Source organism: Bradyrhizobium sp. SZCCHNR1043, from assembly GCF_032489675.1.
In the GTDB taxonomy this organism is placed as follows: Bacteria; Pseudomonadota; Alphaproteobacteria; order Rhizobiales; family Xanthobacteraceae; genus Bradyrhizobium.
Map to the genome: position 1 here is coordinate 251,552 of NZ_JAUEYN010000001.1, position 15,464 is coordinate 267,015.

The 15,464-nt window shown below is 64.1% G+C and carries 15 protein-coding genes, 1 tRNA gene and 1 pseudogene; 6 read left to right on the top strand and 11 right to left on the bottom strand.

From position 1 onward, the window contains the following. Nucleotides 1-11 precede the first annotated feature (11 nt). The 5 genes from QX039_RS00975 to QX039_RS00995 form a co-directional block, all read right to left on the bottom strand. Nucleotides 12-1,286, bottom strand: a complete 1,275-nt coding sequence (locus tag QX039_RS00975; protein ID WP_409997704.1) for a beta-ketoacyl-ACP synthase — start codon at nt 1,284-1,286, stop codon at nt 12-14. Between the two features lie 37 nt (nt 1,287-1,323). Continuing rightward, nucleotides 1,324-2,529, bottom strand: a complete 1,206-nt coding sequence (locus QX039_RS00980; protein ID WP_315739677.1) for a beta-ketoacyl-ACP synthase — start codon at nt 2,527-2,529, stop codon at nt 1,324-1,326. Next, nucleotides 2,526-2,996 (bottom strand): 3-hydroxyacyl-ACP dehydratase FabZ family protein, encoded by a 471-nt coding sequence (locus QX039_RS00985; RefSeq protein ID WP_315739678.1) that lies wholly within the window; start codon nt 2,994-2,996, stop codon nt 2,526-2,528. The genes QX039_RS00980 and QX039_RS00985 overlap by 4 nt, the downstream gene beginning before the upstream one ends. Before the next feature lie 9 nt (nt 2,997-3,005). Next, entirely contained in the window at nt 3,006-3,287 is a 282-nt protein-coding gene (locus QX039_RS00990) for an acyl carrier protein (RefSeq protein ID WP_006609130.1), read from the bottom strand. Between the two features lie 219 nt (nt 3,288-3,506). Continuing rightward, nucleotides 3,507-3,857: a hypothetical protein gene (locus QX039_RS00995; protein WP_315739679.1), complete on the bottom strand. Its 351-nt coding sequence runs from the start codon at nt 3,855-3,857 to the stop codon at nt 3,507-3,509. 239 nt (nt 3,858-4,096) lie between these two features. Between QX039_RS00995 and QX039_RS01000 the strand changes: the two genes are divergently transcribed. After that, nucleotides 4,097-4,723: a ParB-like protein gene (locus QX039_RS01000; protein ID WP_315739680.1), complete on the top strand. Its 627-nt coding sequence runs from the start codon at nt 4,097-4,099 to the stop codon at nt 4,721-4,723. A 5-nt stretch (nt 4,724-4,728) separates the two neighbouring features. On the opposite strand, the gene QX039_RS01005 is transcribed toward QX039_RS01000, so the two are convergent. Beyond that, nucleotides 4,729-5,313, bottom strand: coding sequence for a peroxidase-related enzyme (locus QX039_RS01005; protein WP_315739681.1), 585 nt, complete (start codon nt 5,311-5,313; stop codon nt 4,729-4,731). Between the two features lie 160 nt (nt 5,314-5,473). Further along, entirely contained in the window at nt 5,474-7,228 is a 1,755-nt protein-coding gene (locus QX039_RS01010; protein ID WP_315739682.1) for an ATP-binding protein, read from the bottom strand. A 509-nt stretch (nt 7,229-7,737) separates the two neighbouring features. Here QX039_RS01010 and QX039_RS01015 point away from each other — a divergent pair. Together QX039_RS01015 and hpaD are read left to right on the top strand one after the other, a co-directional pair. Continuing rightward, entirely contained in the window at nt 7,738-8,256 is a 519-nt protein-coding gene (locus QX039_RS01015; protein ID WP_315739683.1) for an Hsp20/alpha crystallin family protein, read from the top strand. A 183-nt stretch (nt 8,257-8,439) separates the two neighbouring features. After that, on the top strand, nt 8,440-9,357 hold the full coding sequence (hpaD, locus tag QX039_RS01020) for a 3,4-dihydroxyphenylacetate 2,3-dioxygenase (RefSeq protein WP_315739684.1): 918 nt from the start codon (nt 8,440-8,442) through the stop codon (nt 9,355-9,357). A 10-nt stretch (nt 9,358-9,367) separates the two neighbouring features. On the opposite strand, the gene QX039_RS01025 is transcribed toward hpaD, so the two are convergent. Next, the gene (locus tag QX039_RS01025; protein WP_315739685.1) at nt 9,368-9,817 is read right to left on the bottom strand and encodes an NUDIX hydrolase; all 450 of its coding nucleotides are present in this window, start codon (nt 9,815-9,817) and stop codon (nt 9,368-9,370) included. A gap of 209 nt (nt 9,818-10,026) precedes the next feature. Here QX039_RS01025 and QX039_RS01030 point away from each other — a divergent pair, with 209 nt between their 5' ends. Next, on the top strand, nt 10,027-10,548 hold the full coding sequence (locus tag QX039_RS01030) for a hypothetical protein (protein WP_315739686.1): 522 nt from the start codon (nt 10,027-10,029) through the stop codon (nt 10,546-10,548). A gap of 39 nt (nt 10,549-10,587) precedes the next feature. Here QX039_RS01030 and QX039_RS01035 read toward each other — a convergent pair whose 3' ends face one another. The 3 genes from QX039_RS01035 to QX039_RS01045 form a co-directional block, all read right to left on the bottom strand. Then, a complete protein-coding gene (locus QX039_RS01035; protein WP_315739687.1) occupies nt 10,588-10,746 on the bottom strand; it encodes a hypothetical protein in 159 nt (52 codons plus the stop codon). Between the two features lie 230 nt (nt 10,747-10,976). Next, a complete protein-coding gene (locus QX039_RS01040) occupies nt 10,977-13,205 on the bottom strand; it encodes a tetratricopeptide repeat protein (RefSeq protein ID WP_315739688.1) in 2,229 nt (742 codons plus the stop codon). Nucleotides 13,206-13,514: 309 nt separating this feature from the next. Next, nucleotides 13,515-13,588: transfer RNA gene (locus QX039_RS01045), tRNA-Gln, on the bottom strand. Between the two features lie 229 nt (nt 13,589-13,817). On the opposite strand from QX039_RS01045, the gene QX039_RS01050 reads away from it, so the two are divergent. Continuing rightward, nucleotides 13,818-14,603: a hypothetical protein gene (locus QX039_RS01050; RefSeq protein ID WP_315739689.1), complete on the top strand. Its 786-nt coding sequence runs from the start codon at nt 13,818-13,820 to the stop codon at nt 14,601-14,603. Between the two features lie 295 nt (nt 14,604-14,898). Further along, nucleotides 14,899-15,431: pseudogene (locus QX039_RS01055) on the top strand (transposase); the annotation flags it as partial. Between the last annotated feature and the right edge of the window lie 33 nt (nt 15,432-15,464).

Here is a 15,464-nt window from a genome sequence, read left to right on the forward strand (position 1 = left end):
GCAGCGGCGGATCAGGCCGGTTCGCGCGTCAGGATCAGCGAGGCGTTCTGGCCGCCGAAGCCGAACGAATTCGACATCACGGTGGTGACCCGCGCGTCGCGGGCCTTGTTGCCGACCACGTCGAACAGGATCGCGGGATCCGGAATGTCGTAGTTGATGGTCGGCGGAATCCGCTGATGCTCGAGCGTCTGCAGCGAGAAGATCGCCTCGACCGCGCCGGCCGCCGAGATCGTATGCCCGACCATCGACTTGTTCGACGACACCGGGATCTTGCCGGTGTGCTCGCCGAACACCGCGGAGACGCCGACATATTCCATCTTGTCGTTCTCGGGCGTCGCGGTGCCGTGGGCGTTGATGTGGTCGATCTGCTCCGGCGCCATGCCGGCGTCGGCCAGCGCCTTGCGGATGCAGCCGATGATCGGCTTGCCGTCCGGCGAGGAGCGGGTGCGGTGGAAGGAGTCGGTCAGCTCGCCGCAGCCGGCGACGACGCCGAGGATCTTGGCGCCGCGCGCGACCGCCGCATCATAGCTCTCCAGCACCAGCGCCCCGGCGCCCTCGGCCATCACGAAGCCATCGCGGTTCTTCGAGAACGGCTTCGAGGCGCCTTGCGGCGGGTCGTTCTGGGTCGACAGCGCCGACAGCAGCGAGAAGCGCACGAGCCCCTCCGGATTGACCGAGCCCTCGGTGGCGGCGCACAGCGCGACGTCGGTCTCACCGCGTCGAATGGCTTCGACGCCGAGCTGGATCGCGGTCGCGCCCGAGGCGCAGGCGGTCGACAGCGAGATCGGCGAGCCCTTGGTGCCGAATGTGTCCGACAGCGAATCCGCCACCGAGCCGAACAGGAAGCGGTGGTGATAGTTGACGAACTTGCCGCCGCCGCAGACCTTCAGCAGGTCGTCATAGGTGAACTGGGTGCCGCCGACCTCGTGCGCGAGCTCGAGCCGCTGCGGCCATTCGATCTCGACCGGGGCGACGGCGAGAAACAGCGGCCCCGGGAAGTCGCCCTTGGAGCCGATCCCGGCCTGCGCGATGGCTTCCTCAACGGCCATGTGGCCCAGCCGTTCGGACAGACCCGTCGACGTGAACGGGGCCACGGGAACGAAGTCCACCGTGCCGGCCATCGTCGTCTTCAGGCCGTCGATCGGGAAGCGCGTGATGGTGCGGATGCCGGACTCGCCCGCAACGAGCTTGTTCCAATTGTCCGACTTGCCGGCCCCGAGCGAGGTGACGATCCCCATCCCGGTCACGACCACGATGGGACGTCCAAACTTGTCGCGTACACTCATGATGTCCCCCGTCGTGAATCGGTCTGCCGAGCCGCGTTCACTTGACTGCTTCGACCAAGGCCATGCCTTCGCCGCGGTAATGGCCGGCGCCGACCACTACGATCTGGGTCGGAGCCTCCTTCATGTCCGCCTCGACGCCCGAGGAGTCGCCCGGTGCGAACAGGGCACCGCGCGAGATCGACAGCGCCGCCAGCGCGAGATCGAGCGCGAAATGCGCCTCCATCGTGTGGCCGAAGCGGGTGCCGCTCGAGCGCACGGCGTAGGATTTGTGATGGTCGAGGAACGCGCGTTCCTCCGACGTCACGGGCTCGGCACCGGTCGCGCCGGTGATGATCGCGCCCGGCGCGTCATGCACGTCCAGCGCCGACCAAAGGCGGTCGAGCGTCCCGGTGACGGCACCTGCCTCCTTGCGGCGGGCGCGGTCGGCGACGACCTTGCTGAGCCGCGCCAGCGGCTTGGCGCCGCGGGCCTCGGCATGCGGCTTGGATTCCAGCACCAGGAACGCGCCGGCCGATCCGAGCGCGAAGCCCGGATGGTCCTTGCGGGCCCAGACCGGCTTGAACTCGTTCTTCAGATTGTAGTCGCCGAACTCGTACAGCACGAGCAGATCCTTGCGCTCGCCATTGTGCGAGCCGCCGACCAGCGCGATGTCGCTCTGGCCGCCGGCGATGCGGGCCAGCGCGATCTTGAAGGCGTCGACGCCCGCAACCTCCTCGCCCATGAAGGTGCGCGAGGTGCCGCAGACGCCGTGCGAGATCGCGATGTTGCCGGCGAGCAGGTTGGACAACTGCGCCAGGAACAGGGTCGGGCGCAGGTCGTTCATCAGCCGGTCGTTCAGGAAGCCGGGCGTGCAATTGCCCTGGGCTTCCGCGTTGAGGATCGCGATGTCGACGGAGATGTCGCGCTCGCCGCCGCCCGCGGCCACGATCATGTCCATCCGGGACAGGATGTCCTTGTTGCCCTTGAGGCCGGCGGAATCCAGCGCCAGCCCGGCGGCATAGGTGCCGATGCGCTGCCACGCCTCCATCTGGCGCTGCTCCTTCTTGGGGATCTGCGCTTCCAGATTCACCTTGGCCCAGGGATGCACGATGTAGGGCGCGAAACCCTGCTCGTCGATGTTGATCTGGCCGGAGTTGAGGGCGTCCCAGTTCGCATCGAGTCCCTCGCCAAGTGAGGTCGCAAGACCGATACCGGTGATCCAGACTTCGACGGGATTGGAGGTCACGGCTGTCGTCTCACTCATCGCTGCAGGACCTGTTGCGGAAAGCCGACGCGCTCGGCGACGGCGTCCATGTGTCCGCGCAGCTCCGGATTGGGGAAGGGGACGTGGCTGAAAGTGATCGTCGCGTTCGAGCGCAGCTTGCCGCCGACCTTCACGCGCGCTTCGGTCACGGCGTAGCCGGAGCCCTCGTGCAGCACGTTGGCCTCGACGGTCAGCACCTCGCCCGGCGACACGAAGCCGCGCATCTTGGCTTCCTTCACGGCGGCGAGGAACGGCATCCGCTCGAACTTCATCAGCGCGAGCAGCAGCCAGCCGGACGTCTGGGCCATGGACTCGATCAAGAGAACACCGGGCATGATCGGATAGCCCGGAAAGTGTCCTTCGAAGATCGTGCTCTCGGTGGGAACCTTGGCTTCGACAGTGATGGCCTTCTCGTCCAGTCGGAGGTCAAGAATGCGGTCGATGAGCAGGAAATATTCGATTTGCATGGCGGGCGCTCAGGCGCCCTTGGCGGCGACCAGCTCGTCGATGCGGGCGCACAGGTTCTTCAGCACGAAATACTGCTCGGTGCTGGCTTTGCCGTCGTTGACTTCCTGCGTCCACTTCTCGAGCGGCAGCTTGATCCCGAAGGCCTTGTCGATCGCAAACGCGATGTCGAGGAAATCGAGGCTGTCGATGCCCAGATCGTCGATGGCGTGGCTATCCGGCGTGATCGTGTCGCGCGGGATGTCGCAGGTTTCAGCGATGATCGTGGCGACCTGATCGAATGTTGAGGACATCACTAAGCCTTTGATATTTTGGAGCTAATCCGGTAGGTGGCGACGGGAGGACACCGCGCCCCCGGGGCCGTCTGATGCGAGCCCTTCTACCCCCCCGCCGCCCGGGAGTCGTGTGCCCGTATATCGGAGCGACGCGGTGAGTTCAATGGAGCCGGACACGGCGGTTGTGGCGGGATTGTGATGCTCCGCCGCTGGCGGCCGAGAGGCGTCCAGCAGGGATCAGGGCGTGTAGGTCTCGGTGATGATGCGGGCGCAGTCGCGCCGTCCGGTCAGCAGGCAGTCCTGGGTCTTGCGCAGGTCGGCAATGCTCATCGCCAGCCAGATGCCGATCGCGGTCAACGCGACCGTGAAGGCGATCGCCGCGATGTTGGCCAGGATGCGGTGCCGGAAATCGTCGGGCTCTTCGCGCGGCTGCTCATATCGGGAGAGATCGAGTGTCGGCCGCTCGCGCCGATGCAGCTGAATCGGTGGGCTGCCGCCCTCGGTCACGCGCCGCACCGGACTGCTGCGCGGCCGGAACGGCACCACGCGATGCTCCTCCTCCGCTGCAATGGGGCGCTGGGACTTCATGCCTCGACTCCGATGGTCCTTTTTAGCACGCGGGCCCAACCTCTCACAAAGAAACTTTGCCACAATTGAGCTGCATCAGCAAAACATCTCCCTCCTCGGATCCATCCAATCGGTGCCCGCTCCGCGGGTGATTGGAACCTGCCGCGGCCGGTCCGAACGGCGTCGCAGCTACGGGCAGATGCACTGGAACGGCTCGGCAGGCGTGGCATAATGCTGATCATCCCCCGGGAGCCCAGGCCATGGCCAATACCCGCGAGCCGCTGCTTCATCCCGTGCCGATCCTGTCGCTGCGCCCGACGCAGATGACCGTCGGCATGCGCGAAGTGAAGGAGAAGCGCGAGCGCTGGCGCGAGCACAAGTCGAAGAAGAAGCAGGCCGAGCTGCTCGGCAAGCACATGATCCCGGTGGTGCTCGGTCCCGACCAGCGGCACTACGTCGTCGACCACCATCACCTCGCCCGCGCGCTCCATGACGAGGGCGTCAAGGACGTGCTGGTCACGGTGATCGGCGATCTGTCGATGGTCGATCGCGAGGCGTTCTGGGGCGTGATGGACAACAAGCGTTGGGCCTATCCTTACGACGCCAAGGGCGAGCGGCGGCATTTCAAGGACCTGCCGAAGACCGTCGCGGATATGAAGGACGATCCGTTCCGCAGCCTGGCCGGCGAGTTGCGCCGCGCCGGCGGCTTTGCCAAGGACACGACGCCGTTCAGCGAGTTCCTATGGGCCGACTTCCTGCGCCGCAAGGTCAAGCGCAAGACGGTCGAGACCCATTTCGCCGCCGCCATGGAGCACGCGCTGGCGGCCGCAAAGAGCCACGACGCCGTCTATCTGCCCGGCTGGTGCGGACCCGCGTCGGACGACTGACTGGCTCACTTCGCCTTGGGCAGCCGCCCCATCAGATAGAACTCGTCGTTGGGCCGCATGCCCGTGACATTTGCCATCCGGTTCGACAACGCGAAGAACGCCGCGATTGCGGCGATGTCCCAGATGTCGTCGTCGCTGAAACCGTGGCCGGCCAGCGCCTTGAAATCGGCGTCCCCGACCGTCTGCGCTTCCAGCGCCACCTTCATTGCGAAATCGAGCATCGCCCGCTGCCGCGGCGTGATGTCCGCTTTCCGGTAGTTGATCGCGATCTGGTCGGCGAGCAGGGGATTCTTGGCGCGGATGCGCAGGATCGCGCCGTGCGCGATCACGCAGTACTGGCACTGGTTGGCGCTCGACGTCGCGACAACGATCATCTCGCGCTCGGCTTTGGTCAGCCCGCCGTCCTTCTCCATCAGCGCGTCGTGATACGCAAAGAACGCGCGGAACTCGTCCGGCCGGTGCGCGAGTGTCAGGAACACGTTGGGCACGAAGCCGCTCTTCTCCTGCACGCCGAGCAGCCGGGTGCGGATGTCGTCCGGCAGGGCTTCGATTGCGGGAACGGGAAAGCGGCTGATGGCGGGCTGGGTCATGGCAACGGGTCCGGCATGTGTGGCAGGGGACGAACCTTAGTGGATCGCGGCGCAGGCGCAACGTTCCAGCTCAGCCCATCACCTCGCCCCGTGGCGGAATGCCCGCGACACCTTCTCGAAGGCGTCGTCGATCGAGATTTGAGAGGGGCCGCCGCCGTATTTAGCGCAGCGGCTTCTTCAGCAGCGAGAAGCGGTCCGGATCGAGGCCCATCGAGGGCTGCAGCATCGGCGCGTCCAGCGAGGCCGACAGGTTGCCGCGATCTCCGAGGCTGCCGGCGCCGCTGTCGCCGCTCGCAGCGTCGCGGCTCGAGGTCGCTCCGCGCCAGCGCTCCAGCACGGCACTGACGAAATGCATGTCGTGTCCGGCATTGACCGAGCGGACAGTCGCGATCGTCGCCTCGCTGCGCGGCAATTGATGCAGCGGCACCTCCTTGAAGCGCAGTCGGGTTGGTAGCGCGACGCCTTCGCCGAAGGCCAGCACCTCGCGGGTGCCGAGCGAGGGAACGAAGGAGAGCAGGTTGGCGGCGGCGTCGGAGACCGCCGAGCGCAGCAGCGACTGGTCGCGCTCGTTGGCGAGGCGCATCGTGAACAGCGTGTTGCACTGGGAGATGATGGTGGCGTCGAGCTCGGCCGGCCGCTGGGTGATCAGGCCGAGATAGACGCCGTATTTGCGGCCTTCCTTGGCGATGCGCGAGATCGCCTTGCGGGTCGGACCGAAGCCGATCGAACGGTCTGCGGAGGCGTAGCGGTGCGCTTCCTCGCAGACGAACAGCAGCGGCGAGACGCCGTCGCTCCACAGGCCGAAATCGAACGCCATGCGGCACACGACCGAGACGACGGAATCGACGACCTCGGCCGGGAAGCCGGCGAGCTGCATCACCGTCATCGGGCGGCCGTTGGCCGGCAGGCGGAACAGATGGCTGATGACCTCCGCCATGGTGTCGCCGCCGACATTGGCGTTGTCGAACATGAAGGCGTAGCGCGGGTCGTTGCGCACGGTCTCGATGCGCGAGATCAGCTTGTGATAGATGATGCGCGAGGAGCGGTTCTCCAGCTTGCCCATGCGCTCGTCGATCAGGTTGATGAGGTCGACAAGGCGGTAGGGCACCGGCGTATCGACGGTGTAGCCGACCATCTTGGGATCGACGCGCTTGAGCCCGATGCGGTCCGTATTCTGGTATTGGGTGTAGATGCCCTTCGCCAGCGGGATCACCTCGGCGAGGATGTCGAGCTCCTCCGGCACGCCGGGCCGGCCGCCGAACAGGACGTCGACGATCTCCTCGAAATTGAACAGCCAGAACGGCAGCTTCAGATTGCGGGGGTTCAGCACCAGCGCGCGCTCGCCGAAGCAGCGGCCATATTCGTTGTGGACGTCGAGCAGGAAGATGCGCAGGTTCGGCCGCGCCTTGAGGATCTCGTTGAGCAAGAGCGACACGCCCGTCGATTTGCCGACGCCGGTCGAACCGAGCACGGCGAAGTGTTTCGACAGCATTTCCTCGACGTTGACACAGGCGCGCACGGAGGTGTCCTGCTGCAGCGCGCCGATGTCGATGTGGTCGCCGGCGGTCGGCGTGTAGATCGTGCGCAGCTCCTCGCTCGTGATCATGTCGACGGCGTCGCCGATGGTCGGGTAGTGGGTGACGCCGCGCTGGAACTTGGGCCGTTCGGCCGGTCCGAGGATCTCGCCCAGCAGGTCCACCGACGCCGTCGCGACGTATTCGCTGGCATGCGACAGGTCTTCGCTGGTCACCTCGGTGATGATCGCAATGATCGTGGCGCTCGGGCAGCGAATGCTGATGAAACGGCCGACTGTGGCGCGGATATCGGAAACGGTCATCTGCTGGGTCGACAGAATGCCGACGCGGGCCTGGGAGCCCCGCACCGAGATCACGCGTCCGAAGGATGTCACGGTCATGAAACCTGTGGTGAATTGTTGAGCTGACACCTTCTCTGCTGGGACTGGAAAATTTGTTAAGCGGGCAATGTTTGTGAACGTGCTGCCGCCCAGCCCGGCGGTCCGGAGGGGCGCGCGGAGCGTTGCGAATGCACCTTCTCAATGGCGCCTAACACCTTGCGGCATAAGGCTTTCTGCATCCTTCCCTAAAGCGTCGCGCGAGCCGCTCGGATTAACGTCCGGTTCACCATCTCCAAGGCTCTTCCTGGAGGCTCTTCCTGTAAGGCTCTTCAGCTCTGGGGCGCCGGCGTGGATGGACCGTCGAGGCTCCTTTGAATGATCCCGTGCCGATCGGAGTGCGTCCCGGGCCGCTCAGCGATTTGATCGCAATCAATCTGGAACCGGGGCGTGCCTGCAATATTTTTCCCGTCAAGCGCGAGGGAGCGGATGCCGGCCGATCTCGTCGAACGCAATGGTCGCGCCCATGCCGCGGCAGACCTGATCCTCGCGTGAAGCAGGAGGATGATGTCATGGCTGAACCTACCAAGCTGCCCGTCAACACCGAGAAAGCAGGTGCGCCATCCATGCAGGGATGGCGGCCGTTCGAGAACCTGCGCCGCGAGATCGATCGCGTGTTCGAGGACTTCCATGGCGGGATCTGGCGCACGCCGTCGCTGTTCGACCAACTGCCGGGTCTGGCCCGCGCACGGTCCTTTGCCGTGCCGGCGGTTGACGTCGCCGAGCACGACAATGCCTATGAGGTCACGGCTGAGCTGCCGGGCCTCGACGAGAAGAACGTCGAGGTGAAAGTTGCGAGCGGCGTGCTCTCGATCAAGGGCGAGAAGCAGGAGGAGAAGGAGGAGAAGAAGAAGGACTATTACGTCCGTGAGCGCAGCTTCGGATCCTTCGAACGTTCCTTCCAGATCCCTGACGGCGTCGACACCGACAAGATCGAGGCCGTGTTCAAGCAGGGCGTGCTCAAGGTCACCCTGCCGAAGAAGCCCGAGGTGCAGAAGGCCGCCAAGACCATCGACATCAAGGCTGCCTGACCGGGCGCGGAGTCGCGCAAGCGCGCCGCGCTGTCCCATGATCATGGGACAGACGATGGATTGGACGCCGAGGAAGGGCCGCGCGCGCGGCCCTTTTTTTCGCGGAGCTGCAGGGGTAATCTGCCTCCCAAGCAAACGGTCGGCGATGCCGGACCGGGGAACGACCGGAAGGGAGACGAGAGGATGGGCAAGCTCGCACTGGCGGCCAAGATCACGCATGTGCCGTCGATGTATCTCAGCGAGCTGGATGGTCCGGCCAAGGGCAAGCGACAGTCGGCGATCGACGGTCATATCGAGATCGGCCGGCGCTGCCGCGAGGCCGGCGTCGACACCATCGTCGTGTTCGACACCCATTGGCTGGTCAATGCCGGCTACCACATCAATTGCGCGCCGCATTTCGAGGGGCTCTACACCTCCAACGAGCTGCCGCACTTCATCGCCAACATGACGTATGAATACAACGGCAACCCGGAGCTCGGCCACATCCTGGCCGAGGGCGCCAACGCCCATGGCGTTGCCACCATGGCCCACGATGCGACGTCGCTGGCGCTGGAATACGGCACCTTGGTGCCGATGCGCTACATGAACCCCGACCGCCACTTCAAGGTCGTCTCCGTCTCGGCGCTCTGCACCTCGCATTATCTCGCCGACAGCGCCAAGCTCGGCTGGGCGTTCCGCCGCGCGGTCGAGGATCATTACGACGGCACGGTGGCCTTCTTCGCCTCGGGCTCGCTGAGCCATCGCTTTGCCCAGAACGGCACCGCCGACGAATATCGCGACCGCATGTTCAGCCCGTTCCTGGAACGGCTCGACCACGAGGTGATCCAGATGTGGGAGCACGGCGAGTGGCCGGATTTCTGCGACATGCTGCCGGAATATGCCAGCAAGGGCCATGGCGAGGGCTTCATGCACGATACAGCCATGCTGCTCGGCGCGCTCGGCTGGAACCATTACGACCGCGGCGTCGAGGTGGTGACGCCGTTCTTCCCGTCGTCGGGGACGGGCCAGATCAACGCGGTCTTCCCGGTGACCCCGATGCCGCATGTGCTCGATGATGTCGGCCGCCCGCGCGCTGCGGCGCTTGCGGGCGGACGGCTGTAGCAGGGAGCCGTCACCACACGCGTGCACGCGTCAATATGTCGATGATGTCCTCGGGGTGGACGGTGTCGGCCGCTTCCGCGAGCTCGGCCTGCCGCCACCAGTGCTGTCCTGCAATCGCGGCGCGCTCGAGTTCGGTCCAGTGCATCGACGACAGGTCGGCGCGCGCAACTCTGACGAGGAAATAGCGCTCGTCCGAGCTGACCTCCTCGCCATCGACCATCGTGAAGGTGACCAAGCGCTGCGCGATCTGCGGCCCAGGGTCGTCGATGCAAATGCCTGTCTCCTCGAACATCTCGCGGCAGGCTGCGGCCTCGTAGCTCTCGCCTGGATGGACGCCGCCGCCCGGCGTGGCCCAGAACTGCGTCCCAGTCAGCGCGCCGGCAAGGTGGACGAACTTGAACAGCAGAAGCCTGTCGTGGGGATCGAGCACCAGCAGGCGGGCGGAGGGGCGTTCACGCATCTGACGACTTTTTTCGGGTCAGCTTCGTGCAAGCATAACACCTTCTCGAATGAAGCAGGCAGTCTTGCGTGAGGGCCGCACCCATGGCCAGGCTCCATCGAGGCAGCCGATGCGCATGGCGGGCCCGGCGCAGTCGCCTATCGCGCGGCGTTGAACTGCGGCGCTCGCGGCACGACCAATCCGAGAGGAATCCGAGGCCGGTTGACCGCATGACGCTGACGAAAATTCTGTTGCTGACGGCGCTGCTCGCGGCGCCGAGCGTGGCCGCTGCGCAGGCGCCTCATCGCGAAGCCTGCAACGTCGAGGTCGACATCGCCGACCGCGATCCGAACGGCGCCAATGTCCGCGCGGAGCCGGGCGGCAGCATCATCAAGGCGCTGAAGAATCCGACCAGCGACGGCTGGATCGTCGTGCATCTCACCGCGCAGCAGGGCGACTGGTTCGAGATCGACCGGGCTGTGCTGAACGACGTCGATCAGGGCAAGGAGAGCGTGATCTTTCAGGGCAGGGGCTTCGTGCATCGGAGCGTGGTGGGCGTCGGCGGCCTGCAGAACGGTGCGGTGATCTATCGCGACCATGCCGCCTCGAGCCCGAAGCTCGATCCGCATGCGAACGGCGACCAGGCTGTCGAACTGCTCGGCTGCTTCGGCGACTTCGCCAAGATCCGCATGAAGAAAGGCGTCGGCTGGACCCGGCAGCTCTGCACCAACATGGTGACGACCTGCTCGTGAGCGGCCGCGTCCGCCGCCGACGGAAGCGGATCAAACCCCTCAGGCCGCGTGCTGCCGGTGCCGCGACAGCCGCTCGCGCTCGCGCCGGCACTTGGCCGCGAATTGGCGCAGCCGCTCGATCGTCAGCGTGTCCGTGATGCTCCGCTCGAGCCGCTCGGCCCGCTCAATCTGGTCGTCGAGGTCCGTCAGCTTGGTCATGTCACGTCTCCCTGGCCAGACAATTTGAAGCAAATTGCATCGTTCCGGCTGGATGAGGATCGTGGTGAATGACGGGTTAATTCCGTGATCGGGCGCACGTTGGCGGAATCGTGACGGCGAGCCGACGATGATCGGCGGGACTGCGTCATCGATGCACCGCAAGCGTCGGCATGGGTCGAACGGCGCACGGGCGCGACGCTGTGCCGGCCGGACGAGATCTGATTCAAGCGCTAGCCGGTCGTCGCTCGTGCGCAATAGTCACGCCAGAACGTCCGGTATCCCTGCTCCACATGCTGCGTGTAGAGCGCGCCGTTTCCGGCGGTTGAATTCAATACCCTGGCCGGCAGCTCAGCGCGGAGCTCGGCAAGCTCGCTGGGGCGGGAGCAGAATTTCAGCGCTGCCGCGAGATAGCCTTCGTCGTCATCGGCGACCCACGCGTCGAGGCCGACCGCCTTGACGATCGCTCCGCCGGCGCGTGCCGAGGGGGGGCTGCCGAGCTTGGTGACGACAGGCACGCCCATCTGCAGTGACTCCCACGTCGATATGCCGCCATTTTGCGGGAACGGATCGAGTGCGATGTCGATATCGGCGAACATCGCAAGATGCTCCTCGCGCGACGTCTTTCCGACGCAACGGAGGCGTTCCGCGGCGATGCCGTGGGCGACGAAGCGGGCGATCAATCGGTCGCGCAGCAGGGGATCGCTCATCGCATGGTTCTTGACGACGATCATAGAGCCCGGCGTCGCAGCCATCAGCTTCGACCATAGAGCCAGAGTGGGCTCCGAAAACTTGTCGGCGCGATTGAATGAGCCGAAGGTGACGTGACCGTTGCGAAGCATGGGCAGCGGCGACGGTGGAATTGGCGGCGGCGGTTCGATCGTGATCAGCGACGGTAGGTCGTAGATCCTTTCGGCAAACAGATGCCGGACCGCGGCCGGGATCGTCACCGCATCGGCCAGCAGATAGTCCATCACTGGCAGCCCCGTGCCGGTGACGCTGCCGACGGCGGAGACCTGGATCGGGGCGGGCTTGCGCGCAAACAAGGTGAGCCGATGGCCGGCGGAATGCCCCGAGAGGTCGACGAGGATGTCGACCTTGTCGGCCCGGATCTGCTCGGCGAGCCTCTCGTCGGTCAACTGCCAGGCGTCGACCCAGCGATCGACCAGCGAACGGCACAACTCCGTCTTGGCGTCCTTTGCCGGCGAACAGGAATAGGCGATGATTTCGAACTTGGCGCGATCGTGATGGCGCAGGATCGGCAGGAAGCCGAGAGCCGCCGAATGCTCGCGGAAATCGGAGGAGACGTAGCCCACGACAAGCTGCCGATCGGGGTCGAGATCTCGCCCACCGAGTTGGACACGGGGTAATCGCGAGCCGATCGCTTCCCACCAATATCTCCGTTCTGCCTGGAGACGTTCGACTCCGATCTCGGGCAGGAAATCCAGCGCGAAGATCTTCTTGGTGATCGCGTCCTCGTAGTTCGGGTTGATCGCGAGCGCGCGGTCGTAATCTGAGATTGCCGTGGCGATGTCGCCTTGCATCGCAGAGCAGACCCCGAGCAGGGTCCAGGCGCTCTCCTGCTTCGGGTTCTGCGCCAGGATCTTGTCGACGAACGAGATCGCCAGGGCGATGTTGCCGCGCACGAGCGAAACTGTGGCCTTGCCGCGCAGGGCGTCTTCGAGCAACGGTTCGAGGACCAGTGCCGCGTCAAAATCGGCTTCTGCCTCGTCGAACTTGCCCTGCTCCTGATAGGCCCGCCCGCGCTGGGCGAGGGCAGGGGCCGCATTCGGATTGATGGCCAGCGCCGCAGTCAGCGCCGCCAGTGCAGCATCGAAATTCCGCAGGTTCATGCTGACCAGGCCCTTGCCGAACAGGGCCGTCAGCAACCGCGGCTGCAGTGCAAGCGCGCGATCGAAGCTCTGGCCGGCGTCCTCGTACCGGCCCGTGAGCAGCAGCGCCATCCCGCGATTGGCGTGGGCGTCGCCATAGCCGGGCTTCAGCGCGATGGCGCGGTCATGCGCAGCAATCGCCTCCTCGAAACGCGAGAGGCTCATCAGCGTAGTGCCGAGATTGGTGAGCGCGGCCGGGAAGTTCGGCTGGAGTTCGACGGCGCGTTCGTAACGAGCGCGGGCCTCCTGATAGCGGCCGAGCCGGAACAGCGACAGACCGAGATCGGACTGGGCTTCGGCCGAGCGCGGGTCGATCTCGACCGCGCGTGTCAGGACGAGCACCGCCTGGTCGAAACGGCCGCAATCCCGTTCGGACACGCCGAGCAGATGCAGGGCGCCGAAATGATGCGGCAGGTCCTGCAGGATCTGCTGGCACAGTGCCTGAGCTTCCGGATGTCGGCCTTCGCGGTAGGCCTTGACCGCCGCTGGCAACAGCACGTCCGCCTGCTTCTTGGCGCGCTTCTGCAGCCTTGCGTTTTGAAAGGCGCGGGAGCCAACGCTGCTCTGCAAGTGCAATCCTCCGGGGAGCGCTTCATCGCTCGCAATGGTTGTTTTGTTTTCGCCGATTCGCAATCGGGAGGACTGTGTTCCCGGCAATTCGGCGCCGGGTCAGGCGGTGTCGACCATCCGCCATCGCAAGCATCGCGCTGGAGGATCTGGAAGAACAGGGCACCGCTGCGATCGAGAAAGCTCTCCGAGGACGAAGTGCGCGGAGACGCCGAGGTGCAGTGACGGGACGAAGTGTGCGCGACAACGGGGTGACATTTCGTTCGCGAGTCGAAACCGGCTGACCTCAAGAATAGTGGGTCAGCGCCGAAATGGCTGGGGAACCTGGATTCGAACCAAGACAAACAGAGTCAGAGTCTGTTGTGCTACCGTTACACCATTCCCCACCGAAGTCACTGATATCGCAGTGATTTTTTCGGAAGTTTTGCAATCAGGGCCAGAAGTTTTGCAAATCAGCCCCAACGCAGCGCCCATATAGCCGCCTAGCTGTTCGCGGTCCAGTCCCCTTTTTTCAACCTGCCAGTGGTGGAAAACTCGCCGAGTGTAAAATTCCAACACTCGCGGTTCCGGAGGCGCAGCCCCATATTCCCGGCGAAGGCGTTGAGGGGGACTCCAATGGACTGGTTTGAGCGCTTTACTGCCAGCCTCGCGGCTGGGATCTTCTTGAACTATATTCTCGTGCCCCTAATCATGTCGACGGCGCTGGGTGGAATGATCCGACTAGCCTTCGGCAAACTCAAGGATCGGAAGCAGCAAATTGCGTTCGGCGCTACATCCTTCGTCCTTTTCTTGCTGCTGATCTTTTCAGTTGGGACGCGATCTCCGCGACCCCAGTTGTCTGGTGGGATTCAAAGCGTGATGGCTGGAAATGCCGGCCAGGACGAGCGCAATACGATTGCTGTGCTTGCGCTTAACGTAGTCAATACGGGATCGATGCAGACGATCGTCAAGAACTGGAGAGTATCAGCAAGATCGAATGGTAGGATTTATGACGCTGTTTTTCCTACAATGCCCGACAACTTTGTATTCAACAACATTCCATCGACGGTTCCGGGTCAACCGGAAGCAGTCACTTTTCACAAGGTTGATAGTCTCCTCGAGAAGAGCCTGACCCCGATTCAAACGGGCGCAATGCTGCCTGGCATTCTCTTCGTAATGTTTCAGAACGTAGATCCGGCCGTATTCAAAACCGGAGTCGATTACTTAGTGACATATGAAGACGTGCTATCACATCAATATTCAATGGAGATCAAATCAAGCGGTAGCTTTGGAGCGATCGGTCTCACACCAGGGGTCAAAATGGAGGCCACGTGTCGGGTTCCACCCGGAGGCCTACCAAAGCTCGGAAATGACATAACAAGCTCTATCAAACCTGCGGATTCGCAAGCGGTCTCTCGATGATGGATTGCCTATTGCCTCCGGCCCCGGATGCAGCCACGGCGGCAGTGGGTAGCGACACCAGAGAATGCAACCTAATCCAGTGTCCCGTTCAATGAGACTAGTTAGACGGCGCTCGAGTTGTTGATTAGGCGCAGTCGCTTTTGACCATCTACCCTGACCTTCATCTGGTCCTTGAACCGCATGTAGTGCTCGACGTTCTGCCGGGACATGCCGATGTCGTTGGCGATCTGGTTGACCTTGCCCCTCGGGCTTAATCCAGCTTGAAGTTCGTTCTGGCTCCAACGAGGACCAGAGCATGAAGCGCAGCCGCTTTACGGAAGAGCAGATCATCGGGATTTTGAAAGAGCACGAGGCCGGCGTTCCGGTCGCCGATCTGTGCCGCAAGCATGGCGTGAGCGACGCCAGCATCTACAAGTGGAAGGCCAAGTTCGGCGGAATGGACGTCTCGGAGGCCAAGCGGCTGAAGACGCTGGAGGACGAGAACACGCGGCTCAAGCGGCTGCTGGCGGACGCCATGCTGGACAATGCAGCGCTGAAGGATCTCCTGGGAAAGAAGTGGTGACGCCCGCTGCGAAGCGGAAAGCTGTCGCACATCTCATGGGTGTTCACGGGATGAGCGAACGGCGGGCGTGTAAAGCCATCGGATGTTGCCGCATGACGGTCAGATATCAAACGAGCCGGGCCGATGATGCCGGGCTGCGGCAGCGCATGAGGGCGATCGCCCATGAGCGCCGCCGCTTCGGCTATCGTCGCCTGCACGTCCTGCTCAAGCGGGAGGGCTATCTGGTCAATCGCAAGAAGCTGTTCCGGCTGTACCGGGCGGAACGGCATGGCGTCGGCGAGGGCGTGTCCAACGCGGAG